Annotated in this window: 28 protein-coding genes and 1 pseudogene; 17 read left to right on the top strand and 12 right to left on the bottom strand. The window is 72.0% G+C overall.

Annotated elements, in window-relative coordinates:
• The first annotated feature begins 102 nt into the window (after window positions 1–102).
• Together QE359_RS11235 and QE359_RS11230 are read left to right on the top strand one after the other, a co-directional pair.
• The gene (locus tag QE359_RS11235) at window positions 103–1707 is read left to right on the top strand and encodes a putative Ig domain-containing protein (protein ID WP_309779225.1); all 1605 of its coding nucleotides are present in this window, start codon (window positions 103–105) and stop codon (window positions 1705–1707) included.
• Window positions 1708–1840: 133 nt separating this feature from the next.
• A complete protein-coding gene (locus tag QE359_RS11230; RefSeq protein ID WP_309779224.1) occupies window positions 1841–2473 on the top strand; it encodes an NAD(P)H-dependent oxidoreductase in 633 nt (210 codons plus the stop codon).
• Between the two features lie 144 nt (window positions 2474–2617).
• Here the strand turns inward: QE359_RS11230 and QE359_RS11225 are convergent, their stop codons facing one another.
• Window positions 2618–3661: an MBL fold metallo-hydrolase gene (locus QE359_RS11225; RefSeq protein ID WP_309779223.1), complete on the bottom strand. Its 1044-nt coding sequence runs from the start codon at window positions 3659–3661 to the stop codon at window positions 2618–2620.
• A 120-nt stretch (window positions 3662–3781) separates the two neighbouring features.
• Here QE359_RS11225 and QE359_RS11220 point away from each other — a divergent pair, with 120 nt between their 5' ends.
• Window positions 3782–4831: an ATP-dependent DNA ligase gene (locus QE359_RS11220; protein ID WP_229086123.1), complete on the top strand. Its 1050-nt coding sequence runs from the start codon at window positions 3782–3784 to the stop codon at window positions 4829–4831.
• Window positions 4832–4913: 82 nt separating this feature from the next.
• Window positions 4914–5057 (top strand): hypothetical protein, encoded by a 144-nt coding sequence (locus QE359_RS11215; RefSeq protein WP_175473622.1) that lies wholly within the window; start codon window positions 4914–4916, stop codon window positions 5055–5057.
• Between the two features lie 5 nt (window positions 5058–5062).
• Here QE359_RS11215 and ligD read toward each other — a convergent pair whose 3' ends face one another.
• Both ligD and QE359_RS11205 read right to left on the bottom strand, forming a co-directional pair.
• Complete coding sequence (gene ligD / locus QE359_RS11210) at window positions 5063–6082, bottom strand: non-homologous end-joining DNA ligase (RefSeq protein WP_309779222.1); 1020 nt, start codon at window positions 6080–6082, stop codon at window positions 5063–5065.
• Between the two features lie 45 nt (window positions 6083–6127).
• The gene (locus tag QE359_RS11205) at window positions 6128–6805 is read right to left on the bottom strand and encodes a G5 domain-containing protein (RefSeq protein ID WP_309779221.1); all 678 of its coding nucleotides are present in this window, start codon (window positions 6803–6805) and stop codon (window positions 6128–6130) included.
• A gap of 122 nt (window positions 6806–6927) precedes the next feature.
• On the opposite strand from QE359_RS11205, the gene QE359_RS11200 reads away from it, so the two are divergent.
• From QE359_RS11200 to QE359_RS11190, 3 genes are read left to right on the top strand one after another with little or no spacing between them, the layout of a single operon-like run.
• Complete coding sequence (locus QE359_RS11200; protein ID WP_309779220.1) at window positions 6928–7764, top strand: DUF429 domain-containing protein; 837 nt, start codon at window positions 6928–6930, stop codon at window positions 7762–7764.
• A gap of 9 nt (window positions 7765–7773) precedes the next feature.
• The gene (locus QE359_RS11195) at window positions 7774–8976 is read left to right on the top strand and encodes a glycosyltransferase (protein WP_309779219.1); all 1203 of its coding nucleotides are present in this window, start codon (window positions 7774–7776) and stop codon (window positions 8974–8976) included.
• Window positions 8973–9590 carry a uracil-DNA glycosylase gene (locus QE359_RS11190; protein WP_309779218.1) on the top strand — a complete coding sequence of 206 codons (618 nt, stop codon included), beginning with the start codon at window positions 8973–8975 and terminating at the stop codon, window positions 9588–9590. The genes QE359_RS11195 and QE359_RS11190 overlap by 4 nt, the downstream gene beginning before the upstream one ends.
• A gap of 284 nt (window positions 9591–9874) precedes the next feature.
• Here QE359_RS11190 and QE359_RS11185 read toward each other — a convergent pair whose 3' ends face one another.
• Entirely contained in the window at window positions 9875–10300 is a 426-nt protein-coding gene (locus tag QE359_RS11185; RefSeq protein ID WP_071296665.1) for a DUF6892 domain-containing protein, read from the bottom strand.
• Between the two features lie 138 nt (window positions 10301–10438).
• Between QE359_RS11185 and QE359_RS11180 the strand changes: the two genes are divergently transcribed.
• Together QE359_RS11180 and QE359_RS11175 are read left to right on the top strand one after the other, a co-directional pair.
• Window positions 10439–11914, top strand: a complete 1476-nt coding sequence (locus QE359_RS11180; protein WP_071301823.1) for an APC family permease — start codon at window positions 10439–10441, stop codon at window positions 11912–11914.
• Window positions 11915–12030: 116 nt separating this feature from the next.
• Window positions 12031–12651 (top strand): hypothetical protein, encoded by a 621-nt coding sequence (locus QE359_RS11175; protein WP_309779217.1) that lies wholly within the window; start codon window positions 12031–12033, stop codon window positions 12649–12651.
• A gap of 8 nt (window positions 12652–12659) precedes the next feature.
• Here the strand turns inward: QE359_RS11175 and QE359_RS11170 are convergent, their stop codons facing one another.
• The 3 genes from QE359_RS11170 to QE359_RS11160 form a co-directional block, all read right to left on the bottom strand.
• Window positions 12660–13121: a hypothetical protein gene (locus tag QE359_RS11170; protein ID WP_071296662.1), complete on the bottom strand. Its 462-nt coding sequence runs from the start codon at window positions 13119–13121 to the stop codon at window positions 12660–12662.
• Between the two features lie 95 nt (window positions 13122–13216).
• Window positions 13217–13537: a hypothetical protein gene (locus tag QE359_RS11165; RefSeq protein WP_139219841.1), complete on the bottom strand. Its 321-nt coding sequence runs from the start codon at window positions 13535–13537 to the stop codon at window positions 13217–13219.
• A 98-nt stretch (window positions 13538–13635) separates the two neighbouring features.
• Entirely contained in the window at window positions 13636–14016 is a 381-nt protein-coding gene (locus tag QE359_RS11160) for a hypothetical protein (protein ID WP_309779216.1), read from the bottom strand.
• Window positions 14017–14099: 83 nt separating this feature from the next.
• Here QE359_RS11160 and QE359_RS11155 point away from each other — a divergent pair, with 83 nt between their 5' ends.
• Entirely contained in the window at window positions 14100–14435 is a 336-nt protein-coding gene (locus tag QE359_RS11155; RefSeq protein ID WP_309779215.1) for a hypothetical protein, read from the top strand.
• 9 nt (window positions 14436–14444) lie between these two features.
• On the opposite strand, the gene QE359_RS11150 is transcribed toward QE359_RS11155, so the two are convergent.
• Window positions 14445–14933, bottom strand: coding sequence for a DUF427 domain-containing protein (locus QE359_RS11150; RefSeq protein WP_309779214.1), 489 nt, complete (start codon window positions 14931–14933; stop codon window positions 14445–14447).
• Between the two features lie 139 nt (window positions 14934–15072).
• Between QE359_RS11150 and QE359_RS11145 the strand changes: the two are divergent.
• Window positions 15073–16501, top strand: a pseudogene (locus QE359_RS11145) (amino acid permease).
• A gap of 9 nt (window positions 16502–16510) precedes the next feature.
• On the opposite strand, the gene QE359_RS11140 reads toward QE359_RS11145, so the two are convergent.
• Window positions 16511–16960 carry a BLUF domain-containing protein gene (locus QE359_RS11140; RefSeq protein ID WP_070418580.1) on the bottom strand — a complete coding sequence of 150 codons (450 nt, stop codon included), beginning with the start codon at window positions 16958–16960 and terminating at the stop codon, window positions 16511–16513.
• 61 nt (window positions 16961–17021) lie between these two features.
• Window positions 17022–17327: a hypothetical protein gene (locus QE359_RS11135; RefSeq protein ID WP_309779213.1), complete on the bottom strand. Its 306-nt coding sequence runs from the start codon at window positions 17325–17327 to the stop codon at window positions 17022–17024.
• Window positions 17328–17413: 86 nt separating this feature from the next.
• On the opposite strand from QE359_RS11135, the gene QE359_RS11130 reads away from it, so the two are divergent.
• A complete protein-coding gene (locus QE359_RS11130; RefSeq protein ID WP_309779211.1) occupies window positions 17414–18094 on the top strand; it encodes a hypothetical protein in 681 nt (226 codons plus the stop codon).
• 44 nt (window positions 18095–18138) lie between these two features.
• Window positions 18139–21429 (top strand): DEAD/DEAH box helicase, encoded by a 3291-nt coding sequence (locus tag QE359_RS11125; protein WP_309779210.1) that lies wholly within the window; start codon window positions 18139–18141, stop codon window positions 21427–21429.
• 12 nt (window positions 21430–21441) lie between these two features.
• Here QE359_RS11125 and QE359_RS11120 read toward each other — a convergent pair whose 3' ends face one another.
• Entirely contained in the window at window positions 21442–22221 is a 780-nt protein-coding gene (locus QE359_RS11120; protein ID WP_309779209.1) for an aldo/keto reductase, read from the bottom strand.
• 33 nt (window positions 22222–22254) lie between these two features.
• Window positions 22255–22800 carry a cysteine hydrolase family protein gene (locus QE359_RS11115; RefSeq protein ID WP_070418575.1) on the bottom strand — a complete coding sequence of 182 codons (546 nt, stop codon included), beginning with the start codon at window positions 22798–22800 and terminating at the stop codon, window positions 22255–22257.
• Between the two features lie 125 nt (window positions 22801–22925).
• Between QE359_RS11115 and QE359_RS11110 the strand changes: the two genes are divergently transcribed.
• The 4 genes from QE359_RS11110 to QE359_RS11095 all read left to right on the top strand — a co-directional run bounded on the left by QE359_RS11110 (window position 22926) and on the right by QE359_RS11095 (window position 26029).
• The gene (locus QE359_RS11110) at window positions 22926–23723 is read left to right on the top strand and encodes an HNH endonuclease family protein (RefSeq protein WP_309779207.1); all 798 of its coding nucleotides are present in this window, start codon (window positions 22926–22928) and stop codon (window positions 23721–23723) included.
• Between the two features lie 120 nt (window positions 23724–23843).
• Window positions 23844–24647: an SDR family oxidoreductase gene (locus tag QE359_RS11105; RefSeq protein ID WP_309779206.1), complete on the top strand. Its 804-nt coding sequence runs from the start codon at window positions 23844–23846 to the stop codon at window positions 24645–24647.
• 92 nt (window positions 24648–24739) lie between these two features.
• The gene (locus tag QE359_RS11100) at window positions 24740–25408 is read left to right on the top strand and encodes a GPP34 family phosphoprotein (protein WP_309779205.1); all 669 of its coding nucleotides are present in this window, start codon (window positions 24740–24742) and stop codon (window positions 25406–25408) included.
• 192 nt (window positions 25409–25600) lie between these two features.
• Window positions 25601–26029, top strand: coding sequence for an SseB family protein (locus QE359_RS11095; RefSeq protein WP_071296652.1), 429 nt, complete (start codon window positions 25601–25603; stop codon window positions 26027–26029).
• Window position 26030: the final 1 nt, after the last annotated feature.

Here is a 26030-nt window from a genome sequence, read left to right as displayed (position 1 = left end):
CCCGATCACGCGCGCGTAACCCTACGATCCGATCAGGCCGAGGATTCTCGGCAGATTCTTACGATCCGGCACCCGACCGGACCTGAACACCTGGGGGAACACGTGCGCCGCAGCACTTCCACCGTCCGACGCGCCTGCGCGCTCGGGACCACCGCCGCGCTCATCGCGCTGACGACCGGTCTCGGCATCGCGACCGCGACGGCAGCACACGCCGAGGGCGCCGACACGTCGGTCCCGACGCAGACCGCGCCGGCCGACCCGACGCCGACCGACGCGCCGACGGACACCACGCCGACGGACGCGCCGACCGACACCGCGACGGACGCGCCGACGAGCACGCCGACGAGCACCACGGCACCGTCCGCTCCCGCACGGAACCAGACACCGTCGGCCGCGTCGTCGGACGCACCGGTCACGCCGCTGGCCGCCGACCCCGCCGTCACCGTCTCCGGCGACACCAAGGTGGGCTCGCAGCTCACGGCGGACACGACCGGGTTCGACGAGGACGGCTCGTTCAAGTACGTCTGGACCGAAGCCGACGCCGGCCCGACGCCGACGACGATCGCCAAGACCAAGACCTTCACGGTCGACCAGACCGAGGCGGGCAAGCAGCTCGTCGTGACCGTGACCGGCGACCTGCCGGGCGGCGGCAAGGAGACCGTGACCTCGGACCCCTCTGCGGTCATCACGCAGGACCCGGTGTTCGTCGACGCGGACGGCAAGCCCATCACCGAGGGCACCGAGGCGGACGTCGACGTGCTGCCCCTCGAGGCCACCGCCGGTGACCCGTTCTCGTACACGTTCCGCGCCCAGGGGTACCCGGCGCCGACGTACAAGCTGGACTGGTACTACGGCGACGAGGAGGACTCCGCCGACTCGATCGTCGAGTCGAAGTCGCAGGCCGACTCCATCGCGATCGGGTACGGTTTCGAGGAGGACGACGACTTCACCGTCGACGACCAGCTCCCCGAGGGCATCACGTTCGACCCGACCACGGGCGAGCTGAGCGGCACCGCCACCCTCGCGTCGTTCTACGACTTCGCCGTCACGGCCACGAGCGGCGACGTCTCGACCACGCAGTACGTCGAGCTGACCGTCGACCACGCCGCCGCGTTCGGCATCACCGCGTTCACGACCGACGAGAAGTCGATCACCGCGCGGGACAAGCGCATCTGGCTCATCCAGCCGGACGGCTCGATCTACACCGTCGACCTGTCGACCGACGAGGACGGCTTCCCCGAGGAGCTCACCCTCACCCCGACCGGCCGTCCCACCGTGGCGCAGGGCGGCACACTGATCGTGTCCGGCTCGCCCGTCGACCGCTTCGGCAACGACGCGTCGGACTTCGACGACGAGGGCAACCCGACGTTCGTCCCGACGGTGACCTCGGACGTCGCCACCGACGTGGTCGCGCCGTACGAGGAGAACGGCGCCGAGGGGCAGGGCGTCTTCGGCGTCACGTTCCCGCACGCGTCGATCCACACCCTCACGGTCGCGAGCGGCGCGCTGCAGCCGCTCTCGTTCGCGGTCGACGTGCGTCCGACCACCCCGACGGTGGCCGTCGTCACGCCCACCACCGCGAAGGGCCAGCTCGCCTACACCGGTTCCGACGCGACGGGTGCCCTCCCCTGGGCCCTCGCGCTCGTCCTCGCCGGCGCCGGTCTGATCGGTGTGCGCACGCTGCGCCGCCGTCACGCCCAGCGCTGACGCCCAGACGCCTCCCGCCAGTCGCGTGCCCGCGTGACTGACGGGAGGCCCACCTCGGCCCCGCCTCGCCCCTCACCGGCGCGGCGGGGCCGTTCCCGTCATCCGGCGGGTGTCGGTCGGTAGCGTGGGGGCCATGCCCACGCTCCTGCACATCGACTCCTCGGCCGACCTCGCGCACTCCCGCTCCCGCGCCCTCACCGCGGCCTTCGCGGACGCCTGGCGTGCACGTGGCCCGGAGTACACGGTCGTCCGCCGCGACCTGCACGTCGACCAGCTCCCCCACCTCGAGACCTCGGCGCTGCACTGGGCCGCCGCGGACCGCACGGACGACGAGGTCGTGGCCCCCGAGGCCGACGCGCTCCGGCAGGAGGTGATCGACGAACTCCTCGGCGCCGACGTCGTCGTGGTCGGTGCGCCGCTGTACAACTACACGGTGCCGTCGACGCTCAAGGCGTGGATCGACCGCATCCACGTGCCGGGTGTCCTCGCCGGTGCCGTGCAGCCGCTCGCCGGGCGTCCGGTCGTCACCGTCGTCAGCCGGGGTGCCACGTACGACGCCGGGACCCCGACGGAGGGCTGGGACCACGGCTCACCGGTCCTGCAGCTCATCCTCGGGACCGCGCTCGGCATGAAGCCGTACCCGATCACCGTGAGTGCGACCCTGGCGGACCGGCTGCCCGACCTCGCGCCGCTCGCCGACCACGCCGCCGCCGAGTTCGCCGACGCGAAGACGACGCTGGAGCGCCTCGCCGCGACGCTCGGCTGACGCGGTCCGCGGCGGCCCGCGGCGGTCCGCGTCGGTCCGCACAACCGAAGTCCATCCGCGCCGCGGCGATCCACGGCGCGGATGCACTTGCGTTGTGCGACGGCGGCGCGAACCACGGCGCCGCGGCCGGCGACGCCGGCGGGGTCAGGCGGGGCGGACCTCGTCCGCGCGACCGAGCAGCGCCGCGTGGAACGCCGTCTGCGTCAGCGCGCTGGCGAGCAGGAACCCCGTCATCGACTCGATACCCCCGCTGAAGGGCACCCGGGACGCCACCTCGTAGAGCGTCGGCGAGGACAGGGCGTCGAGCGCCTCGGCGACGTGCCGCGACCGTTCCTCGCGGTGCCGCGCCAGGGTGCGGGCACGGCCGACGACGTCGCGGAAGCGGTACTCGTGGCCGGGGCAGACCTCGAGGTCGGCGTACCCGTCGAGCCGTCCGAGCGAGGCCAGGTAGTCGCCGAGCGGGTTCGTGGCTGTTCGGCCCCCGAGCCCGATCCCGGAGTTGATGCGGGGCAGGACGTGGTCGCCGGTGAACAGCAGGCCGCCCTCCGCGTCGACGAAGCAGCAGTGCCCGGCGGTGTGCCCGGGGGTCCACAGCGTGCGGATCGTCCGACCGGCGACCGGGAGCACGTCGCCGTCCTCGAGCAGGAGGTCCGCGAAGGGCTCCGCCGTCCGACCGAGCCCGATCCGTCGCCCGCTCCCCCAAGCCTCGACCACGCCGGCGCGCAGGTGCTCCGGCAGCCCCCACGCCGCGATGTCGGCGTCGTTCGCCGCGGCGTCCGCCCGCTCCCGGTGCAGCGCCTCGACCTCGAGCCGGTGCATGGCGACCCGGGCGCCGGTGGCCCGTCGGATCGCCGCCGCGGCACCGAGGTGGTCCGCGTGCAGGTGCGTCACGACGACCAGCCCGACGTCGTCGAGCGACCGGCCGATCGCCGTGAGGCTGTCGCGCAGCACGTCGAGACCGTCGTCGGCGGTCCACCCGGGGTCGATCAGCGCGAGCGAGCCGTCGGAGCCCTCGACGACGTACACGAGCGTCGCGTCGGGCACCCCGAAGCGGAACGGCACGGCGAGGGTCCAGATGCCCGGCCGGACCTCCTCCACGGGCGGCAGGACGCCATCGCGGAGCGCGGCGGCCTGCACGGGGCTGATCGGTTCCGGTGCCGGCGCTGCCGGCGGGGGCACGGTCGTCACGCGACCACCCTACTGAGGTGCGGGTCGCGACCGGGCCGAGCCGCGCCTCCAGGGCCACGGCCACCCGACGACGGAGCGACACCTGCCGGACGGACGCGGCCGCCCGAGTAGACAGGACGCATGGAGATCGCACCGATGCTCGCCAAGGCCGTCCCCACCGTCCCCGAACCCGACAGCGTGCGCGGCGGACTCCGGTACGAGCCGAAGTGGGACGGGTTCCGCGGCATCGTGACCATCGACGGCGACGACGTGGAGATCGGCAGCCGCGGTGCGAAGCCCCTCACCCGGTACTTCCCCGAGCTCGTCGAGGCCTTCCGCGCACAGTTCGGTGGCCGCGAGCACCCCGTGGTCCTCGACGGCGAGGTGATCCTGCGCTCCGGGGACGCCGGCGCGGAACGGCTCGACTGGGAGGCGCTGTCGCAGCGGATCCACCCCGCGGCCTCGCGGATCGCGAAGCTCAGCGCCGAGACCCCCGCGCAGTTCGTGGCGTTCGACCTGCTCGCGGTGGACGGCACGGAACTCCTGGACCTGCCGTTCGACGAGCGTCGGTCGCGCCTGGACGCGCTGTCGCAGGACATGTCCGACCCGCTGTTCGTCACGCGCACCACGCTCGACGTCGACCTCGCCCGCGAGTGGCTGACCACGTTCGAGGGCGCCGGGCTCGACGGTGTCGTCGCGAAGCCCCGGGCGAAGCCGTACGAGCCGAACAAGCGCACCATGCTCAAGGTCAAGCACCACCGCACGGCCGACGTCGTCGCGATCGGGTACCGCGTGCACAAGAGCGGGACCGGCGTCGGCTCGCTGCTCGTCGGGTTGTACGGCGACGACGGCGAGCTCCGGCAGGTGGGCGGCGTGTCCGCCTTCTCGGACAAGCGACGGGTCGAGTTGGTGGACGAACTCGACCGGGTGGTCCTCCGGGATGCGGACGGGAGGCCCGTCACCGGTGACGGGGAACGCTCGCGGTTCTCGTCGGGTCGCGACACGTCGTTCGTCCGGCTGGCGCCGTCGCTGGTCCTGGAGGTGCGGTACGACCAGATGGAGGGCGACCGGTTCCGGCACACGGTCCAGTTCGAGCGGTGGCGTCCCGACCGCGAGGCCGCCTCGTGCGGCTTCGACCAGCTCGAGGTCCCGGCGGCGTACGACCTCGACGCCGTGCTGCTGTCCGATTGACGCTCGACGATTGATGTAGTTAGGCTAACTAGGTAACTTCTTCCATGCGGATGCATCCGCATCGAGCAGACGGGAGCGGGACATGATCATCGACGGCATCAGCGACGCCCACCGCGGGACGTGGTCCCGGTTGACGCGTCTGCACACGGCGAGCGTCTCGCTCCCGACACACACCACGCGCGTGGCCGAGCCCGAGGGCCGCGCCGAGGACTGCGCCGCCGTCTGACCCGTTCAGGGCTTCTTCGCGCGTGACGGTTGCACGCGCGGCGGCTCCCCCGGCATCTTCGGGAAGTCCGGTGGGAAGGGCAGCTCGCCCTCGCCGTTCTCCAGGTCGCGCTCCCACCACGCCAGCAGCGGCGTGATGCTCGCGGGCTCGTCGTGCATCGCCTGCCACGGGTCGCCCGTGGTCCGCAGCCGCTCGGGCACCGACCGGATCGTGAACGCGGTGGGATCGGCGTCGTCGAGTTCGTCCCACGCGATCGGTGTCGACACGGCCGCGTGCGCGAGGGCACGGGGACTGTAGGCACCCGCCATCGTCCGGTCGCGGTTCGCCTGGTTGAAGTCGACGAAGACACGCTCCCCGCGCTCCTCCTTCCACCACGCGGTCGTCACCCGGTCCGGCATCCGTCGCTCGAGTTCGCGCGCGGCGGCGATCACCGCGTGCCGGACGTCGAGGAACTCGTACTCGGGCAGGATCGGCGCGAAGACGTGCAGCCCACGGTTCCCGCTCGTCTTGATCCACGCCGTCAGCCCGACCTCGTCGAGCACCTTCCGGAGCTCGTGCGCCACGGGGACGGTGTCGTGGAAGTCGGTGCCGGGCTGCGGGTCGAGGTCGATGCGGAGCTGATCCGGGTGGTCGGGGTCCCCGGCGCGCGAGGCCCACGGGTGGAACACGACGGTGTTCATCTGCGCCGCCCACACCGCGACGGCCGGCTCGTTCACCACGAGCTGCGGGTGCTGCCGGCCGCTCGGGTACGTGACGGTGACCGCGCGGACGTACTCGGGCGCGCCCTTCGGCGGGTTCTTCGAGAAGAACTGCTCGCCGTCGACGCCACCCGGGAACCGCTGCAGCGAGATCGGGCGGTCGCCGTTCGCCCGGACGAACGCGTCACCGACGGCGACGAGGTACTCCGCCAGGTCGAGCTTCGTGATGCCGGGCTCGGGCCAGAGCACGCGCGAGGGGCTGCTGATCCGGACCTCCCGGTCGCCGTCCGGCCCCGGGACCGTCAGCGTCGTCGCTTCGCTCGCCATGCAGCGGACCGTACACGGGCCGCTGGTAGGGCGCGCCAGGTCCGGCTACATCGTGTTCCAGTGCAGGCGGCCGTTCGCGTCCGGCCCCTTGCCGCCGCACTGGTACGACCGCCCGTTCGCCGCCTGGGCCACAGCGCCGTTCTGCGCGTCGGCGCACAATGCGCCCGGCGTGATCAGGCCCTGCTGTTGGGTCGACGGTGCTGGTGCGGCCGGAGCCTGCTGGGCAGGCACCGGAGCGGTCACAGGGGCGGGCGCGACGTACGTGCCGACTGTCGTGACCTCGGTGACGGGAGCCCGGTTCAGTGCTTCGCGAACCTGCTCCCGCTTCGTTTCGACACCGTCGACCGTCGTAACCCGGTAGACGGTGGTCTTCGCGCCCATGACCCCTGCGGTCGTGACGTGCGACTCGCCCTTCGGCAGCGTCGCGTCCTCGACTGTCGTCCGCGCGAACGGGACGTCCGTCCGTTCGGAGACCTCGGTGACGACGGTCTCCGGCGTCGGGGTGGCGGTCGGCGTCCGGGTCGGCTCGGTCGTGCGGCTCGGCGCGGGCGTCTGCACGAAGCGCTGCGCCTCGGCCGTCGCAGACGGACCGGCAGCGGGCGCGTTCGACACCGCCGCGCTCACCAGCGCTCCGGCGGAACCCACCCCGCCCACCCACACGACTGCAGCGATCGCCACCACCAGGGTGGCCTTCGCCTTGGTCGTCATCGTTCCCCAACGCATCTCGAGTCCCTCTCCGATCGATCCGACGTCCGGTTTTGCGGGAAGGGGACACGCCACCCGTACCCCCAGAACGGGATCGCCGCGCTGCGGGGACACCATGCCGCCGGGTGCACGATGGACGGGTGAACGCGTACCTCGGGGTGGACCTGGCATGGGGACTCGGCACCGCGACCCGCGCACCGAACGAGACCGGACTCGTCGCGATGGACCCCGACGGAGCGATCACCGACGCCGGCTGGGCCCGGGGCGTGGACACCGTCACCGACTGGATCGCCGGACACCTCGGCGAGCGCTCCCTCATCGCCGTGGATGCCTCACTCGTCGTGACGAACCCGACCGGCATCCGCGAAGCCGAACGGCAGGTGGGCCAGCGCTACGGCCGGTGGAAGGTCGCGGCGAACCCGACGAACCTCGCGTCGGCGGCGAGCGCCGGGGCCCGACTGCTCGAGCGGCTGACGGCCCTGGGCGTCGGGTACGTGTCGTCGACCGCGGCGATGCGGGAGCGCACCGGTCCGGCGGTGTTCGAGTGCTACCCGTACACGACCCTCGTCGGGGTCGAGGAGCTCGGCTACGACGTCGAGCGGCCGCGGTACAAGCGTCTCGACCTGCACGTCCCGCCGGCGACGGCCCGGGCACGACGGGCGGAGGCGTTCGACGAGCTCGTGCGTCGGTTGCGCGAGACGCCGCTGGACCCACCGCTCCGGCTCGACACGCATCCGCTCACCCGGGCGCTCGCCGAGCCCTCCGGGATCCACGGGCCGACGCACAAGCACCGGGAGGACCTGCTCGACGGGGCCCTCTGCGCCTGGACGGCCGCGTTCTGGGAGCGGCACGGCGACGACCGCGTGCAGATCCTGGGAGGCGATCCGTGCCTCCCGTCCGACGCCGTGGACGAGGCTGGCCGCCGGCCCGTCGTGGTGGCGCCCGCGCGCCCGTCGCAGCGGCCGACGCGCGGATAGGCTTGCGCGGTGAGCACCACCACCGAACCCCTGCGCATCGGGTTGGTGTCGCTGCACACCTCCCCCGGCGACGAACCCGGCTCCGGCGAGGTCGGCGGCATGAACGTCGTCGTCCGTCACCAGGCCGAGGCCCTCGCGGACCGCGGCCACCACGTCGACATCATCACGCGCCGCTCGTCGCCGACGCAGCCGGACTCGGTGTCGCTCGTCCCGGGCGTCTGCCTGCGGTTCCTGTCGGCAGGGCCGGCCGAGCCGGTGCCGAAGGGCGAGCACGACGCGTTCATCGAGCCGTTCCGCCACGAGCTCGAGCACCTCGGCCCGTTCGACGTGCTCCACTCGCACCACTGGTTCTCCGGCGCGGCCGCACTGCCCGTGGCCCGTGAGCGGGGCATCCCCCACGTGCAGTCCTTCCACTCGATCGCCGCCGACAGCGACACGCCGCTGTCCGAGGGCGAGCGTCCGGAGTCCGACGGGCGGATGGCCGGCGAGCGCATGCTCGCGCACGAGTCCGACGCGGTCGTCGTCGTGTCCTCGGCCGAGGCGGACACCGTCCGCACGCGGCTCGGCGGCGAGACCGGGCGCATCTGGATCGTCCCGCCGGGCGTCGACGGGTCGGTGTTCCGTCCGTCCGCCGCCGGCGCCCGCCGCGCGGACGTCCCGTACGTGGTCGCCGCGGCGCGGGTGCAGCCGTTGAAGGGGCTGGACCTCGCGATCGAGGCGATCGCCGGCATCAGCCAGGAGGCGCGACCCACCCTCGTCATCGCCGGGGACGCCTCGAGCGAGGCGGGTGACTACGTGGACGAACTGCGTCGGCTGGCGGCCCGCCTCGGGATCGCCGACCGCGTGACGTTCGTCGGTCCGCAGTCGCGGGCCGACCTGGCGTTCCTGTTCCGCGGCGCGGCAGCCGTGCTGGTCCCGTCGCACTCGGAGACGTACGGCCTCGTCGCGCTCGAGGGCTCCGCGTCCGGAGTGCCCGTCGTGGCCGCCGCTGCCGGAGGACTGCGTGAGGCCGTGGTCGACGGCGAGACCGGGGTCGTGCTCGAGTCCCGCGACCCGGCCGTCTGGGCGGCGGAGACGGAGCGGATCCTGACGGACGCGTCGTACGCGGCGTCGCTGGCCGCGGCCGGCCGGGAGCACGCGGAGCGCCTCAGCTGGGAGCGCTCGGCCGCCGGGCTCGAGGACGTGTACCGCCGGGTGCTGGGACGCGCGTGACCGGGGGCGGGCGGTTCGACGCGTTCTGGGCAACGCTCGACGCCGTGCCGGTCGCGGACGACGCCGAGGCGCTGTACGACGTGTCGACCGCTGCCGGGCGGCTGCGTCGGGCGAACCTCGAGCGGTACCTCACGACCGTCGGGGCCCGGGCGGACACGCTCCTCGTCGCCGAGGCCCCGGGCTGGCGCGGCATGACGAACACCGGCGTGCCGTTCACGAGCATGCGGGAGCTCGGGCCGGACTACCTCGTCCCACCCGAACCGACCGCGCCGTGGGAGGCCTCCTCCCGCGTCGTGCAGGCTGCCCTGGCGTCGTGGCACGGTGCGCTCCCGATGGCCTGGGCGATCTTCCCGCACCACCCGTTCGCGGCCCCGGACCGGCTGACGAACCGGACGCCGCGGCCAGCCGAGGTCCGGGAGGGCGCGCCCGTCGCGCTCGCGCTGCTCGATGCGATGCGGGCGGGTCCGGCCGGCGACGACGTGCGGGTCGTCGCCGTGGGGCGGAAGGCGCAGGGCGCGTTGGCGCTGGCGGGGATCGACGCCGTGGCGGTGCGGCACCCGGCGCAGGGCGGGGCCGCGCAGTTCACGGAGCAGGTGCTGGCGCTCCGCCGCTGAGCGCGCGGGCGGGCGCGGCGCGCGCGGCGAGACTCGGCTGGGCGGACAGTTTCGCGGCCGATCCCGCACGAAAGTGTCCGCGCAGCCGAGTCTCGGCTCGCGGGGGCGCGGGTGCGGGTGCGGGTGCGGGTGCGGCGCGGGCGCTGCGCGGGCGCTGCGCGGCGCGGCCGCTCGGCGCGGTCGCACAACGCAAGTGCATCGGAACCGGGGATCGGCGTGGTTCGGACGCACTTGCGTTGTGCGACGACGAACGGAACCGGCAGCGCAGCGGGGCGGGGCGGGGCTCAGGCGGAGCGGACCTCGACGCCCTTCGCGGCGAGCCGCTCGACCACGTGCGCTGGCAGCGGTGCCGCGGCGTACACGGTGCCGAGGGCCGGCAGGTCGAGGACGTCGTCCCAGTTCTGCGGGTCGTACCGGTCGTCGGAGCCGTCCCACCCCGGGTGCACGTCCTGCAGGACCTCGAGGTCGGAGTCGACCGTCAGCTCCGTCACGAGCGACAGCTGCGACGGCAGGAGGTCGAGGTCGTCGTAGTACTCGCGCGCCCGGTCGTCCTGCCCTTCGACGTCGAGGTCCTCGTCGCTCTCGTCGTCGTCCCCGGCGTAGGGCTGGAGGACGTCGAGGTCGTAGCAGAGCACGTCGAGCACGAGGAGCTTCGCGTTGAAGTCGGCGAACTCCACGGGTTCCTCGGTCGTGTTCGTCTCGTCGTGCATGGCTGGGAGCGTAGCCGTCGCCACCCGAGAGCGCCCAGGGGCGGTGGCACGTGTCCGACGGAGCACGAGCATGTTGCGATCTGCGGCGATTTGCCTGTGAGACTGGACAGGATGACCCGAAGCGGAACAGGCTGACGCATGGCCACCACCAACACAGAGCGCCCGCAACAGGAGCAGCCAGAGCTCCGGCGGGTCATCGGTCCCAAACTCCTCCTGCTCTTCATCGTCGGGGACATCCTCGGCACGGGCGTCTACGCGCTCACGGGTCAGGTCGCGGCAGAGGTCGGCGGAGCAGCGTGGCTCCCCTTCCTCATCGCGTTCGCCGTGGCGCTGCTGACAGCGTTCTCGTACCTCGAGCTCGTCACGAAGTACCCGCAGACGGCCGGTGCGGCGTTGTACGTCCACAAGGCGTTCGGCATCCACTTCGTCACCTTCATCGTGACGTTCATCGTGATGTGCTCGGGGATCACCTCGGCGTCGACGGCCTCGCGGGCGTTCGCGGCGAACCTCGGCGCCGGCTTCGGGTTGGAGCTGCCGAACGCGGTCGTGATGCTCATCGCGATGGGCTTCATGCTCGCGGTGATGGCGATCAACTTCCGGGGCGTCAGCGAGAGCGTGAAGACGAACGTCGTCCTCACCCTGGTCGAGCTGTCCGGTCTCGTGATGGTGATCCTCATCGGCTTCTGGGCGATCGCCGGCGGCAACGCGGACTTCTCGCGCGTGGTCATGTTCGACACGCCGGAGGACAAGTCGCTCCTGCTCTCGGTGTCGACCGCCACGTCGCTGGCCTTCTTCGCCATGGTCGGGTTCGAGGACTCGGTGAACATGGCCGAGGAGACGAAGGACCCCTCCCGCATCTTCCCGAAGGTCATGCTCACCGGGCTCGGCATCACCGCCGTGATCTACGTGCTCGTGTCCATCTGCGCCGTGGCGGTCGTGCCGATCGGTGAGCTCGCCGGCAACGAGACGCCGCTCGTCACCGTCGTGCAGACGGCCGCGCCGGACTTCCCGATCGCCGACCTGCTGCCGTTCATCTCGATGTTCGCCGTGGCCAACACCGCGCTGATCAACATGATGATGGCATCGCGACTGCTGTACGGCATGAGCAAGCAGGGCGTCCTGCCCGGCTTCCTCGGGAAGGTCTCCCCGGCCCGCCGCACCCCGTCCACCGCGATCGTCTTCACCACGCTCATCTCGCTGCTGCTGATCGGGTGGGTCTCGCTCGACCCCGACTCCCCCATCGTCGTCGTGCTCGGCGGCACCACCTCGCTCCTGCTGCTGTCGGTGTTCGCCGTCGTGAACGCGTCGGTGCTGGTGCTGCGCCGCGACAAGGTCGACCACAAGCACTTCCGGGCGGGTGTCATCGTGCCGATCATCGGTGTCGTCACCTGCCTGTGGCTCGTGCTGCCCTTCTCGTCCGGCCGCGACCCGCAGCAGTACCAGATCGCGGGGGCGCTGCTCGCGCTCGGGATCCTGCTGTGGATCGTGACGTGGTTCACCCACGGGCGGAAGCAGACCGAGAAGGCGCCCACCGGCCTCGTCACCGAGCCGACGAAGGTGCAGCGTCCGAACGAGCCGGCGCAGACGCACGACCACGACCACCGCGACGTCTGACCCACGGACGACCGAGCCGGTCCTCGGACACCCCCGATCGGGCGGGTGCGGTTCCCAGGCGGCGCACGTAGCCTCTTCGTGCTCCGCCTGACCCGCCCCGCTCGAGAGGACCCGCCATGCGCCGCGTCGGCATCACCCTCGCGTCGGTGTTCGGCGCGGGCGTCGTCGCGATCGGCATCGGCGTGGTGGTGGTCATCGTCATCGCGGTGAACTCGCTGACGGGTGCCGCCAAGGGTGTCGTCGCGGGCCCGACCCCGACCTGCCCGGACGTCGCGACGAGGACGATCGGCGGCATCGTCGTCCCCGCGGGCCCCGTCGGCGGGTTCTGCCAGGACCGCCTGGTCAACGCCGCGTACGTCATCAGCGCCGCACAGGCCATGGGCATCGGACCGCACACCCAGGCGGTCGGCGTGATGACCGCCATCGGGGAGTCGAGCCTGGTGAACCTCGACCACGGGGACGCCGCCGGACCCGACAGCCGCGGGCTCTTCCAGCAGCGGGACAACGGCGCCTGGGGCACGTACGAGCAGCGGATGGACCCGTACACCGCGGCGTCGATGTTCTACACGAAGCTCGTGAAGATCCCGGGGTGGAAGACCATGACCCCGACCCAGATGGCGCACGCCGTCCAGATCAACTCGGACCCCGACCACTACGCGAAGTTCTGGCCCGAGGCGAAGTCCGTCGTCGAGGGCCTCACCGGGGAGACCGTCCCCGACACCGCACCCCAGGGCTGACCAGCACGTCACGAGGCGAGCGGGAGCGGACCGTCGTCCACCGGCTCGACCGGCTCGACGTCGTCGAGCGACACGATCGCGACGCCGCCGGTGTGCACCGCGACCTGCGCACGGAGCCGGACGTGGTGCTCCTCGAACGCGCAGGCGCACGCGTCGACCCACTCCCAGTCGACCGGGAACAGCCGGGACTCCCCCGGGCGCTCCCAGACCAGCACGACCTCGGCGGCGCCGACCTGCACGAGGACGTCGCCGACCAGCGCGGCGAAGTCCTCGACGTGTTCGTCGGGTTGCCACGGCAGGTCGGAGATCGGCATGACGAACGACACCGGCACGGCCCGTTCGTCGAGGAAGAGCACCCAGCACTGCCGGGTGATCGGGCGTTCGACGAGGGCGGTCACGAGGTCCACCACGTCGTCGTCGGTGCGGGCAGGGGTGCGGATGAGGCGGTCGAGCATGTCGGTGTCTGGCATGCCCTCAGCGTCGCCGACACCACCGCACCGTACGGCGACCAGACGCCCATCTGTGGACGACCGCCGCACGGGGCCGCCCTGTGGAGGAACGACCCTCAGATGCCGTGGGTGATCGCGCTGTCGACGAGCAGGATCGCGCCGAAGAACACCGCCACGACGGCCGCGATGCCGACGAGGGCGAACGGCCACGAGAGCCGCCGCCGCACGAGTCGCAGCACGCACACCACGAGCGCCGCGACGAGCACGAGGGCGACGAGCACCGGCCCGACGTAGACGACCGCACCGCCGAGCGTCTCGTCGCAGGAGTTGCCGGGAGCGCCGCACGAGCTGAACGCCAGCGACAGGAACACGATCCCGCCACCGGCGACCACCGACTCCGCTGCCAACAGCACCAGCAGCACGACCGTGGCGACCACGTCCGCGACGCGACGGCCGCCTGCCAGGGGGTGTCGCGCCTCCCGTCCGAAGGCCGCCGGACCGGATCCGAGCGGATCCGCGACCACGGGGGCTTCCATCACCCTCGCCGCCCGCGCGTGGACCAGAGGGCCCAGGCGATGAGGACCGGCTGACCGAACAGGCGGCCGATGCGCTTGACGTCCGTGTCGAGCCCGAAGGCGTCGCGGCGGTTCAGCCACTGGGAGATGTTCCCGGGGAAGATCGCGGTGAAGAAGAGCGCGGCGATCGTGCCGACGAAGCGACGCGAGCGACGGGGTGCGAGCACCAGGGCGCTGCCGAGGCCGATCTCCGCGATGCCGGAGGCCAGGACCGTGGTGTCCTCGTCGAGCGGGACGAAGTCGGGCACCTGGGCGCGGAAGTCCTGCCGGGCGAAGGTGAGGTGGCTCGTGCCGGCGAAGACGAGCGCGAGGCCGAGCAGGACGCGGAGGAAGGATCGCATGCCTCCATCGTGCCCGTGCCGGACGTCCACCGCACGCGCCGCACGGCGTGCCGGACGGCCACCGCCCCGCTAGGTTCGGACGCATGGGAACAGCCGCCCGCGACCACGAGCCACCCGCAGCACCCGCCGTCGTGGCCGCGCTGCTCGGTCCGATGGCGCTCTACATGGGGTTCATCGTCCCCGCGGCCTCGATGGGGCGGCACGTCGTGCTCGGTGCGGTGTTCGGCATCGTGTGCATCGCCAGCGGCTGGCGCGCACTGTCGATCGCACGACGGAGCCAACGAGGCGTGCGTGTCTGGTCGTGGATCGGGATCGTCCTCGGCGTGCTCGGGCTCGTGATGCTCGTGTGGCAGCTGCTCGTCATCGTGACCGGGGGCGCCTTCCCCTCCCCGTTCTGGACGCCGTACGCGCACCGCTGACGCGGCCCCTCACCACCCGAGCGTGCCCGGCGCCCCCTTGAACGGTCCGACCACCCGCGAGGTGATCCACCCGCCGTAGAAGTCCCCCTCCTGCGCCTGGACCACCTCCCCGCCGACCTCGCACGAGTCCATCGCCGAGGGGTAGATCGCCACCCGGTCGCGCAGCTGCTCGTAGCCCGGCTCGGGCGTCGGGTAGTTCCACGCCGCCCGCGGAGCGACCACGTCCCCACCCACCACGTCGAAGTACCGCGCGCGCCCCTTGAACTCGCACATGCTCGACCCCTCGGCCGGCCGGAGCTCGAGGTCGGCCATCGGCACGTAGTACACCGGCGGGTGCGAGGTCTCGAGCACCCGCACCGCGTCCGTCGTGTCCACGACCACCTCGCCGCCGAGCCGCACGACCACGCGTTCGGGCACCGACTCCACGGCGGGAGGCCGCGGGTAGTCCCACACGGACTCCTGGCCGGGGGCGGGCTCGGTACGGTTCGGTCGGCGCATGGGTCACGTCTACGCCGCCTCCCTGCCCGCAGGCCTGGAGGCGCGGCTCGCCCCCGCCCCGCCGGCCCGCCCCGTCCGTGGTCGCCCGGGGCGCAGGGCGCGGCGGACGCGCAGCCCCCGCAGGGTGCAGAGTGGGCGCGTGACGACGACGACACGCACCCTCTTCCGACGGAAGCCGATCGAGACGATCGACGACGAGACCGGTGGCGACGGCGGCCTGAAACGGCACCTCGGCCTCTGGCAGCTCACCGCGATCGGCATCGGCGGCATCATCGGCGCGGGCATCTTCACCCTCGCCGGCACGGTCGCGAACGGCGTCGCCGGCCCCGCGGTCCTCATCAGCTTCCTCGTCGCCGGTGTCGCGAGCGCCGCAGCGCGCCCTGTCCTACGCCGAGTTCGCCGGCCTCATCCCGAAGGCTGGCAGCGCGTACACGTACGGCTACGCGGTCCTCGGCGAGATCGTCGGCTGGTTCATCGGCTGGGACCTGCTGCTCGAGTACACCGCGATCGTGGCGGTGGTCGCGATCGGGATCTCCGGCTACGTCGGGTTCCTCGTCGGCCAGTTCGGCATCGACCTGCCCGCCTGGATGCTCGGCGCGCCGGGCACGGGCGACGGCCACGTGATCGACGTGTTCGCGATCATCCTGTGCCTGCTCACCGCGTTCGTCCTCACCCGCGGCATCCGCAGCGCCGCACGGTTCGAGTTCGTCGCCGTCGGCATCAAGGTCGCACTCGTCGTGCTCATCGTCGTGCTCGGCGTGTTCCACATCAACAGCGCGAACTACTCGCCGTACTTCCCGTTCGGCTTCGGCGGCGTGATGACGGGCGCCGCGACGGTGTTCTTCGCGGTGTTCGGCTACGACGCGATGTCCACCGCCGCCGAGGAGTCCACCGACGCCCGCAAGCACATGCCGAAGGCGATCCTGCTGTCGCTCGGCATCTCGATGGTCCTCTACGTCCTCGCGACCCTGGTGCTCACCGGGATGCAGAAGTACACCGACATCGACCCCGCCTCGGGCTTCTCGTCCGCCTTCGCCTCGGTCGGCCTCGGCGGCGTGGCCAACATCATCGCGATCGGCGCCATCGTCGGCATCATCACCGTGCTCGTGACCTTCATGCTCGGTGCGAGCCGCGTCTGGTTCTCGATGAGCCGCGACGGCCTCATGCCGAAGTGGTTCGCGAAGACCGACCCGAAGCGCCACGTGCCGACCCGCGTCACGTGGATCCTCGGCATCGCGTCGGCGATCCTGGCCGGCGTGCTCCCGATCGGGGTCGTGGCCGAGCTGACGAACATCGGCATCCTGCTCGCCTTCGTGGTGGTCTGCTCCGCCGTGATCGTGCTGCGCTACCGCCAGCCCGACCTCGACCGGCAGTTCCGGCTGCCGTTCATGCCGGTGATCCCGATCATCGGCGTCATCGCGTCGCTGTGGCTCGTGACGTTCCTGCAGTGGGAGACGTGGGTGCGCTTCGCGGTCTGGTTCGCGATCGGCCTCGGCGTGTACTTCGGCTACTCCCGTCGGCACAGCAAGCTGGCGACCGGCGAGGCGACGGGCAAGCCGATCGTCTGACCGGACGGGCTACGCGTCCCGGCGGTGCTTCCCCTTCGCCGCCGTCGGGTCGGCCATCGGGTGGTTGCGGAACCACCGCAGCAGCTCCCGGGAACGGCCGGAGTCGGCGCTCTGGTCGCCCGAGGTGAGGAAGTCACTGAAGCCCTCCGGCGTCGCAGCGCCCTCGACGTCGCGGTCGTACGCCATCGACCACTCCGGGAAGCGCCGGGTGTGGATGGACTCCTCGGCGAGGAGCCGCACCTCGTCGTGGCGCTCGTCCGCGAGGATCCGCTGGTACGTCGACAACACCTGCTCGTACGGTCCCTCGAGCAGCTGCATGAACCGCCCGTTGCGGTGCACGAGCAGCCCGGTCAGACCGTCGGCGGTGTTCCGGGCACGGGCGTGGGCGAGCACCTCGTCGAGGGCGTCGTCGTCGAACGGCTCCGTGGCCGCGCTCATGTAGACGAGTGACTGCAGCATGCCGTCGATCCTGCCCGCTCCCGCGCGCCCGCGACTCCCCCAGAACGGGACGCCGGACGTCCTACGACCGGACCTCGCGCATGTTCTGGGCCTGCCACCCCTCGGGGATCGACGCACGGAAGGCCTGCAGCGCCTCCTCGTAGGTCTGCCCGGTCGCCTCGTGCGGCCGGGTCTCCTTGGAACGGGCGATCGCACGCACGGTGGTCTCGCCGGTCGCCTTGCTCGTGACCGCGTTCACCTGCTGCAGCTCGAACCCGTGCAGGTCCAGGGCCTCGACCGCCGCCGTGCGCGCCGCCTCGATGTTCTCGCCGCTGCCCTCGGCCTCCGTCGTCGCGGTCGAGCGCAGTTCTCCTCGCAGTGTCGTCACCCACCCAGTATCGCGGCCCCCGGACAGGGTCTGTCGCACGCGGGCGCCGCACGCCATCATCGGGAACGCCGATCCGGAGGAGTCCCATGCGCCGCACCACCCTCACCGCCGCACTCGTCGTCAGCGTCGCCGCCGTGGTGTCGTCCCTCGTCGGTGTCGCGCCGGCGCAGGCCGCCGGGATGCCCGCAGCGGTGAAGGCGCAGTACGACCACCAGTACGGCACGTTCACCCCGTTCACGAAGTCGGGCAGCCGGAACGCCACGATCGTGCTCCCGCAGAACGCCCGCAGCGGCATCATCGTCGCGACCTTCACCCCGGCGGATGCCGAGCACACCGAGTTCGAGGTGCACGAACTGAACAGCAAGGGCGGCCCGACCGGTTCGAACCCCATCGGCCAGGGCGGCAAGTACACGGGCCGCGTCGCCTACGGCACCGACTCGTGGCGGAAGCCCGCCGCGCTCAAGGTCGAGGCCAGGGGGCAGTGGATCCTGCGGTTCAGCCAAGTCTCGAGCGCCCCCGCCCTGACGACGTCGGGGCACGGCGACAACGTGATGCTCTACTGGGGCTCCTCCGCCGCCCGGCAGTTCCGGTGCACGACGACTCGTGTCGCGACGTGCATGCTCCGCGAAACCCTGCTCCGCAACGACTACGAGACCATCCCCGCCAGTGACAACGGCTCCGGCAAGGACCTCTCGAAGCGGATCACCCTGTCGAAGGGCCCGTCCGTCCTGCAGCTGAACGCCGGCAGCACCTGGTCGATCCGCTGACCCGGCGAGCGCCGGAGGTCGGTGGCACCTGGCACGATTGACCCGTGCCAGCCGCCCCGATGATCGACGCCGTCGACGTCATCCGTTTCGTCGGGCCGCAGGCGTTCGGCCGCGCGCGGGACCTCGTCCGGGCGGGCCTGGTCGACGACGTCGTCTGGCACGACGACGACGGCACCGTCACCGCAACGGTGTCCGGCTCCGCCGACGACCCGTACGAACTCCGCATCGAGACCACCCCGGCCCGCGGCGAGTTCGTCCGTCCGGTCCGCAGCACCTGCACCTGCCCGCTCGGCGGCGACTGCAAGCACGTCGCCGCCGCCCTGCTCACCGTCAACGCCCGCGCACTCGCCGCGGCCGCCGGCCCGAAGCCGGAACAGCCGGCTCCGCCGCCCTCGGACTGGAGGCACGACCTCGCCCGCCTCGCCGGCGACGACGAGCAGGTGGCCGAGCCGCAGGGCACCCCCATGGGTCTGCAGTTCGAGTTGCGTGACGCGGTCTCCGCCCGGCTCGCCTCGCGTGCGCGAGCCGCCGGTCGCGCGCTGCCGACGGCCTCGCGGTCGGTGCGACTCGGCGTCCGCCCGGTGACCCGCAGCGACGCCGGCAACTGGGTTCGGGGGCAGCTGACGTGGGGCACGCTCCCCTACTCGATGAACCGGCTCGGCCTCTCCTCCGAGCAGCACGCCTGGTTCGTCCAGTTCGCCGCGCTCCACCGCGCCGGACAGCTCGCCGGGCTCCCGGGCGAGGCCGACTGGATCCACCTCGACGACTTCGGCAGTCCGCTGCTCTGGCCGCTCCTCACGCAGGCCCCGGCCCTCGGCATCGCGTTCGTCACCGGCAAGCGCGAGGACGGTGCCGTGCTCGGTGCCGAGGCGCGTGTGCTCCTCGACGTCGCCCGGCAGGACGGCGGGCTCGTGATCGGTGCGAGCGCGATCCTCGACGGCCGACCGGCGGCTCCCGGCACGGCCCGGACGATCGGCGACCACGGCGTCTACGTCTTCCGCGAGAGCCCCGAGTTCCACGTCGCGTTCGCCCCGACTACCACCCCCGTGCCGGAGGACCAGCGGCGCATGCTCGTCGACGGCGCCCGGATCACCGTTCCGGAGCCCGAGGTCGCCGAGTTCCTCGCCGACTGGTCCCCACGACTCCGGGGTGCGCTCGGCCTCGTCAGCGCCGACGGCTCCGTCGAGCTGCCCGAGCGCACGCCGCCCGAACTCGTGTTGACGACGACGTTCGAACCGGCCCGGGCGCCCAGCACGGACGACCGCGTGCACCTGCAGTGGCGCTGGCACGTCGACGGGCGGAAGGACCCCGTCGCGCTGCACGGACCCCTCCCGGAGCTCTCCGGGCTGCGCGCGGCCGACGACCCGGCCGGCCCGACCGGACCCGGCGGCGGACTCGGGTGGTTCGAGGACGGCACGATCGACGGCGCCGACGTCGCGGTGTTCGCGAACGAGCTGTTGCCGGAGCTGCCGTCGCTCGGCGTCCGCACCGTCGTGCAGGGCGAACGCGTCGACTACGAACGGCTGACCGGTCGGCCGCACATCCGCGTGACGACCATGCCGTCGGACAAGCACGACTGGTTCGACCTCGGCATCTTCGTGTCGGTGAACGGCAAGCAGGTGCCGTTCACGCCGCTGCTCCGGGCGCTCGCGAAGCGGGACCGGCGGATGAAGCTCATCGACAACTCGTACCTGTCGTTGTCCGACCCCGCGTTCGACCGGCTGAAGGAGCTCATCGACGAGGCGCGCGACCTCGACGAGTGGGAGCCCGACCAGCCGATGACCGTCACGCCGCTGCAGGCCGGGCTGTGGTCCGAGTTCGACCAGTTGGCCGACGAGACCTCGCACGACGAGCGGTGGGAGGCGATCGCGGCGGGGCTACTCGGGGCGACGCCACCGGAGTCGGTGCTCGTGCCGGACTCGGTGCACGCCGAGCTCCGGCCGTACCAGCACACCGGGTACGCCTGGCTGTCGTTCCTGCTGTCGCACGGGGTCGGCGGGGTGCTCGCGGACGACATGGGTCTCGGCAAGACGCTGCAGGTCCTCACGACGATCGCCGCCGCGCGGGAGTCTTCGCCGGACGCGCCGCCGTTCCTCGTCGTCGCGCCGACCTCGGTCGTCGGCAACTGGGCGGCCGAGGCAACCCGGTTCACGCCGTCGCTGCGCGTCACGACGATCGGCGCGACGACGCTGAAGGACCCCGGGCTCGTCGCACGCGCTGCTGCCGCGTCGGACATCGTGGTGACCTCGTACGCGCTGCTCCGGCTCGACGCGCAGGCGTACACGGACCTGCCGTGGGCGGCCCTCGTCCTCGACGAGGCGCAGTTCGTGAAGAACCCGCAGTCGCAGACGCACCGGGTGGCGGTCGACCTCCGCGCGCCGGTGAAGTTCGCGATCACGGGCACGCCGCTCGAGAACGGGCTGACGGACCTCTGGGCGCTGTTCCACATCGTCGCGCCCGGGCTGCTGTCGTCGTGGTCGCGGTTCGGGGACGACTACGTGAAGCCGCTCGGTTCGCCGGACCTCCGCGGCGCCGCCCGCCAGGAGCTCACAGCGCGGCTCCGACGGCGGATCCGGCCGCTCATGCTCCGGCGGACGAAGGAGAGCGTCGCCGCCGACCTCCCGCCGAAGCAGGAGCAGGTCGTCCGGGTGACGCTCGACCCCGCGCACCGGACCCTGTACGAGACGACGTTGAACCGGGAGCGCCTGAAGGTCCTCGACCTCATCGACGACCTCGCGAAGAACCGGATGATCGTGTTCCGATCGCTGACCCTGCTGCGGATGCTCGCGCTGTCGCCGGCGCTGGTCGACGGTTCGCGAGAGGACCTGTCCTCCGCGAAGCTCGACCTGCTGCTCGACGAACTCGAACAGCTCGCCGCCGAGGGTCGCCGCGCCCTGGTGTTCAGCCAGTTCACCTCGTTCCTCCGCATGGTGGCCAGCGCCCTCGACGACCGGGGCGTCGGCTACGAGTACCTCGACGGCTCGACGAGGCGCCGCCCCGAGGTCATCGACCGCTTCCGGAACGGCACCGCCCCGGCGTTCCTCATCTCGCTCAAGGCCGGTGGCTTCGGGCTGACCCTGACCGAGGCGGACACCGTGTTCGTGCTCGACCCGTGGTGGAACCCGGCCGCCGAGAACCAGGCGGTGGACCGGACGCACCGCATCGGCCAGACCCGGTCGGTGAACGTGCAGCGGTTCATCGCCGAGGACACCATCGAGGAGAAGGTCCTCGCGCTCGCGGCGAAGAAGGCCGAGCTGTTCGCGACGATGATCGACGACGACGCCCTCTTCGCCGAGGACCTCACGGCCGACGACATCCGCTCCCTGCTGGCCTGACGCGGCCGAGGGTCAGCGCGCGAGGGCGTCGATCGCGGCGACCTCGTCGGACGACAGCTCGATCCGGGCACCGGCGGCGTTCGACCGGATGCGCTCGGGGTTCGACGACTTCGGGATGACGACGAACCCGTGAGCGACGTGCCAGGCGACGATGACCTGCGCGCTGTCCGCGTCGTGTGCGGTGGCGATGTCGACGAGCGTCGGGTCCTGCAGGTTGCTCGCCTTGAAGGGGCTGTAGCCCTCGAGGACGACCCCGCGGGACGCGAGCCCGTCGGCCACGGCGCGGTCGAACTCGACGGGGCTCCACTTGATCTGGTTCACGGCCGGGGCAGTCCCCGTGGCAGAGGTGATCTCGTCGATCTGCGTGAGGGAGTAGTTGCTCACCCCGACCGCCTTCGTGAGGCCGTCCGACTGCGCCTGGACGACCTGCTCCCACACGTCCGGGCGTGCCTCGCCGTTCGGCGGCCAGTGCACGAGCCAGAGGTCGAGGTGGTCGAGACCGAGCTGGTCGAGGCTCTCCTCGATGGTCTCCCGCACGCGGTCGGCGTTGTCCGGCGGCAGCTTGGTCGTCACGAAGACCTCGTCGCGGGCGAGTCCGGACTCGGCGACGGCCTTCCCGACGCCGCGCTGGTTGCGGTACCCGGTGGCGGTGTCGATGTGGCGGTACCCGGCCGCCAGTGCTTCGCCGACGGCGGCGGGCGCCTCGGCGTCGGGGATCTGCCAGGTGCCGAAGCCGAGGAGCGGCATCGACCCACCGGTGACGGACACGGACGGGTTCGCGTAATCGGTCATGCACCCGTGTCTACGCCGTGCCCGCGGAACGGTTCAGAGCGAGGCGGTCCACTCGGCGACGGTGACGACCTCGGCCTGCCGCGGGAAGACCTTCTCGGTGAGGACGCGGTGGACCTCCGCGTCGCCGTCGGCACACGCGTCCGAGAGGACCGTCAGCCCGAAGTCGAGGTCGGCCGCCTGGCGCAGCGTCGAGAGGACGACGCCGCTCGTGGCGATCCCGGCGAGCACGAGGTCGCGGACCTCGAGGCCGCGGAGCAACACCTCGAGGTCCGACCCGGCGAAGGCACTGACGCGGAGCTTCGTCACGACGAGGTCGTCGTCCCCGACCCCGAACGCGCTGTGCACATCGGTCGATCCCGGAGTCTGGGACCCGATGCGCTCCCGCATCCCGCCGAACATCTTGTTCGTACGCGCGGCCTCGGGTGCGCCCGGCCGGAACGCCACGCGGACGAAGACCACGGGGATGCCGCGCTCCCGGGCGGCCGAGACCGCTGCCGTCGCCGCAGCGAGGGCCTCGTCCGTGCCGAGTCGTTCGACGATGCTGTTCTGGTAGTCCATGACGAGGAGTGCGGTGCCCACCTCGTGGACGCTACTCCGGCGGGCCGGGCGGCCGACCCTCCGCCGGGGTCCGGAGCGATGTCCGACGTGTCCGGCATCATCGTCGGTGCACCACACCACCGCACCACCAGGAGCTCCACCCACGCATGACGTCCCGCCGACGCCGCACCCGCACCAGCCTCACGTCCGTCCTCGTCGTCCTCGCACTCGCCGTCGGCGGGTACGCCCTGCACACCGCGGGCATCATCGCGCCCGACGCCGAAGCCGCACCGGCGACGACCAGCGCGCCCACGGGGACCGACGCCCCCACCATCGAGACGGAACCGGGCGCGCCGGGGACGACCCGCGCCTCCCGAACCGACGCGCCGAGCGCGAACGACGCCGACGCCGCAACAGCAGCCACCGCACGGGCGGAACTCGCCGCCCTGCCGGTCAAGGGCAAGGCCCCCGCCACCGGGTACGACCGGGTCGGCGACTTCGGCACCGCCTGGCTCGACGTCGACCGGAACGGCTGCGACACGCGCAACGACGTGCTGGCGCGGGACCTCTCGGCGATCACCCGCCAGGGCGCCTGCCGGGTGCTCACCGGGACGCTCGTGTCGCCGTACACCGGGGCGACGATCGGCTTCGTGCGCGGCGAGAGGACCTCGACCCTCGTGCAGATCGACCACGTCGTCGCACTCGAGAACGCCTGGCGGACCGGGGCCCAGCAGCTCTCGCAGCGTGAGCGGGAGTCGCTCGCCAACGATCCGGCGAACCTGTTCGCGGTGGACCAGCACTCGAACGCGCAGAAGCGTTCCGGCGACGCCGCGACCTGGCTGCCGGCGGACAAGTCGTTCCGGTGCACGTACATCGAGCACCAGGTGGCGGTGAAGACGAAGTACCGCCTGTGGGTGGCCCCGGCCGAGCACGACGCGATGGCGCGGATCCTGCGGACCTGCTGAGCACGGCCGCAAGACAACAGGTGTAGCCTATCTCCCGTCGATGCGAATGCATCGTTCGGACTCGCTGCTCCACCGCGGACCCCGAGCCCTTCACCGTCGAAGACCTCAGGAGGCCTCCCCATGACCGCAACCAGCTCCCCCACGACCCGCTTCACCGACCGCGTCGTCCTCATCACCGGCGGCGGCTCCGGCCTCGGCCGTGCGACCGCCGTCCGTCTCGCCGCCGAGGGCGCGAAGCTCTCCCTCGTCGACCTCTCCGCCGAGGGACTCGAGGCCTCGAAGGCCGCCGTGCTCGAGACCGCCCCCGACGCCGAGGTCCTCACCACCGTCGCCGACGTCTCGGACGAGGCCCAGGTCGAGGCCTACGTCACCGCCACCACCGAGCGCTTCGGCCGCATCGACGGCTTCTTCAACAACGCCGGCATCGAAGGCAAGCAGAACCCGACCGAGTCGTTCACCGCCGCCGAGTTCGACAAGGTCGTCTCGATCAACCTGCGCGGCGTGTTCCTCGGCCTCGAGAAGGTCCTGAAGATCATGCGCGAGCAGGGTTCCGGCATGGTCGTCAACACGGCGAGCGTCGGCGGCATCCGCGGCATCGGCAACCAGTCCGGCTACGCCGCCGCCAAGCACGGGGTCGTCGGTCTCACCCGCAACTCCGCCGTCGAGTACGGCCGCTACGGCATCCGCATCAACGCCATCGCCCCCGGCGCCATCTGGACGCCGATGGTCGAGAACTCGATGAAGCAGCTCGACCCGGAGAACCCCCGCAAGGCCGCCGAGGAGTTCATCCAGGTGAACCCCTCCAAGCGCTACGGCGAGGCGCCCGAGATCGCCGCCGTGGTGGCCTTCCTGCTGTCCGACGACGCCTCGTACGTCAACGCCACGGTCGTCCCGATCGACGGCGGGCAGTCCGCCGCGTACTGAGTCACGCAGCCCGGCGCGCGGCCACCTCGACGTGCGCTGGGCATCGGCCTGGAGGCGCGGCGCACCCCCGCCCCGCGTGGCAGGCTGCGGACATGGCTGAGCAACTCACGGTCCCGCAGGCGTTCGCGCTCCTCCAGATCGAGTCCGACGGGCGGAAGTCCACGGACGTGCAGACCCTCGACGCCGGGCTCGCCGGTGCCGTCCTTGCGGACCTCGCCCTGCGGGGCGTCGTCTCGCTGCAGGACGGCTTCGTCACCGTCGTGAACGGTGCTGCCACCGGCGACCCGGTCCTCGACGGCGTCGTCGGCACCATCGCGGCCGCCGACAAGCCCCGCAAGGCGAAGTGGTGGATCACCCGCATCGGCAAGCGACCGCTGCGCGATGACGTGTTCGCCGGGCTCATCGAACGCGGCCTCATCACGCTCGAACAGGGGAAGACGCTCGGCATCTTCCCCACCACGAAGTACCCGGAGCGCGACGGTGGCCCCGAGGGGCTCCTCCGCGCCGGCATCGGCGACGTCCTCGCCGGGCGCGCCGAACCCACGCCGTTCGCCGCCGCCGTCATCGGCCTGCTCGACGCGACCAGCACGCTCCGCAAGCAGTTCGGCAAGGTCGACCGGGCACTCGTGAAGGAGGTCACCTCGGGCGGCTGGGCCAGCCCCGCGGTCAAGGCCGTGCTCGAGGACATCCAGACGGCGGCGATCATGGCGACGGTGGCGGCGAGCACCGCCGCGACGACGGCGACGATCTCCTCGAGCTGAGCCCGACCGCCGGCGTCGGCGCAGCGCCAGCACGTTTCGTTCCGGGCCCGTGACCGTTCCGGTTCACGATCCCCGGTTTCTCCGAACCAGAACGGTCAACCATCGGGCGCGGTCCCCGGTCGCCGTGCTGCGACGTCGTGACGACCCCGTCGGCCGTGACAGCATGGTCGACGACCCCGGGAGGGAACCCGCATGAGCACCAACGACCAGACCGGATCAGCTTTCGGCCGCGGCGTCGACAAGACCCCACCGACCGCCGCCGCCGAACTCCGGCGGCGCATGGCGACCTCGCCGGCCGGCTTCCTCCGCAGCGCCGCGTGGGTGCCTTGGCGACCCGCGGACGCTCCGGACGGCGGAAGCGTCGCGCACGTGGTCATCCGGGAGAAGCCGTTCGTCCCGGTGTTCACCGACCCCGCCGAACTCGCCGCCGGTCTGCCCGACACCGAGGGCCGCCCGGTGTCGATGTCCGAGCTCGTCACGGCGCTGCCGGAGGAGTTCGGCATCGTGGTCGACCCCACGAGTGCCGCCGAGGCGAACTTCCTGCACGCCGACGTCCTCGCGGGCATGCGCGCGCAGATGCAGAGCGGTGTCCACCTCGACGAGGACCCCGACCAGGGCTGAC

Origin of the sequence: Curtobacterium sp. SORGH_AS_0776, from assembly GCF_031453355.1 — a bacterium.
GTDB lineage: Bacteria > Actinomycetota > Actinomycetes > Actinomycetales > Microbacteriaceae > Curtobacterium.
The sequence above is the reverse complement of the archived record's forward strand: the minus strand, read 5'-3'. Positions and strand labels throughout refer to the sequence as shown.

Coding starts and splice junctions, on each gene's coding strand:
- QE359_RS11230 (WP_309779224.1), top strand. CDS start 1,841: ATGCCCACGCTCCTGCACATCGACTCCTCGGCCGACCTCGCGCACTCC.
- QE359_RS11220 (WP_229086123.1), top strand. CDS start 3,782: ATGGAGATCGCACCGATGCTCGCCAAGGCCGTCCCCACCGTCCCCGAA.
- QE359_RS11215 (WP_175473622.1), top strand. CDS start 4,914: ATGATCATCGACGGCATCAGCGACGCCCACCGCGGGACGTGGTCCCGG.
- ligD (WP_309779222.1), bottom strand. CDS start 6,082: ATGGCGAGCGAAGCGACGACGCTGACGGTCCCGGGGCCGGACGGCGAC.
- QE359_RS11205 (WP_309779221.1), bottom strand. CDS start 6,805: ATGCGTTGGGGAACGATGACGACCAAGGCGAAGGCCACCCTGGTGGTG.
- QE359_RS11185 (WP_071296665.1), bottom strand. CDS start 10,300: ATGCACGACGAGACGAACACGACCGAGGAACCCGTGGAGTTCGCCGAC.
- QE359_RS11180 (WP_071301823.1), top strand. CDS start 10,439: ATGGCCACCACCAACACAGAGCGCCCGCAACAGGAGCAGCCAGAGCTC.
- QE359_RS11175 (WP_309779217.1), top strand. CDS start 12,031: ATGCGCCGCGTCGGCATCACCCTCGCGTCGGTGTTCGGCGCGGGCGTC.
- QE359_RS11170 (WP_071296662.1), bottom strand. CDS start 13,121: ATGCCAGACACCGACATGCTCGACCGCCTCATCCGCACCCCTGCCCGC.
- QE359_RS11160 (WP_309779216.1), bottom strand. CDS start 14,016: ATGCGATCCTTCCTCCGCGTCCTGCTCGGCCTCGCGCTCGTCTTCGCC.
- QE359_RS11155 (WP_309779215.1), top strand. CDS start 14,100: ATGGGAACAGCCGCCCGCGACCACGAGCCACCCGCAGCACCCGCCGTC.
- QE359_RS11150 (WP_309779214.1), bottom strand. CDS start 14,933: ATGCGCCGACCGAACCGTACCGAGCCCGCCCCCGGCCAGGAGTCCGTG.
- QE359_RS11140 (WP_070418580.1), bottom strand. CDS start 16,960: ATGCTGCAGTCACTCGTCTACATGAGCGCGGCCACGGAGCCGTTCGAC.
- QE359_RS11130 (WP_309779211.1), top strand. CDS start 17,414: ATGCGCCGCACCACCCTCACCGCCGCACTCGTCGTCAGCGTCGCCGCC.
- QE359_RS11120 (WP_309779209.1), bottom strand. CDS start 22,221: ATGACCGATTACGCGAACCCGTCCGTGTCCGTCACCGGTGGGTCGATG.
- QE359_RS11110 (WP_309779207.1), top strand. CDS start 22,926: ATGACGTCCCGCCGACGCCGCACCCGCACCAGCCTCACGTCCGTCCTC.
- QE359_RS11105 (WP_309779206.1), top strand. CDS start 23,844: ATGACCGCAACCAGCTCCCCCACGACCCGCTTCACCGACCGCGTCGTC.
- QE359_RS11100 (WP_309779205.1), top strand. CDS start 24,740: ATGGCTGAGCAACTCACGGTCCCGCAGGCGTTCGCGCTCCTCCAGATC.
- QE359_RS11095 (WP_071296652.1), top strand. CDS start 25,601: ATGAGCACCAACGACCAGACCGGATCAGCTTTCGGCCGCGGCGTCGAC.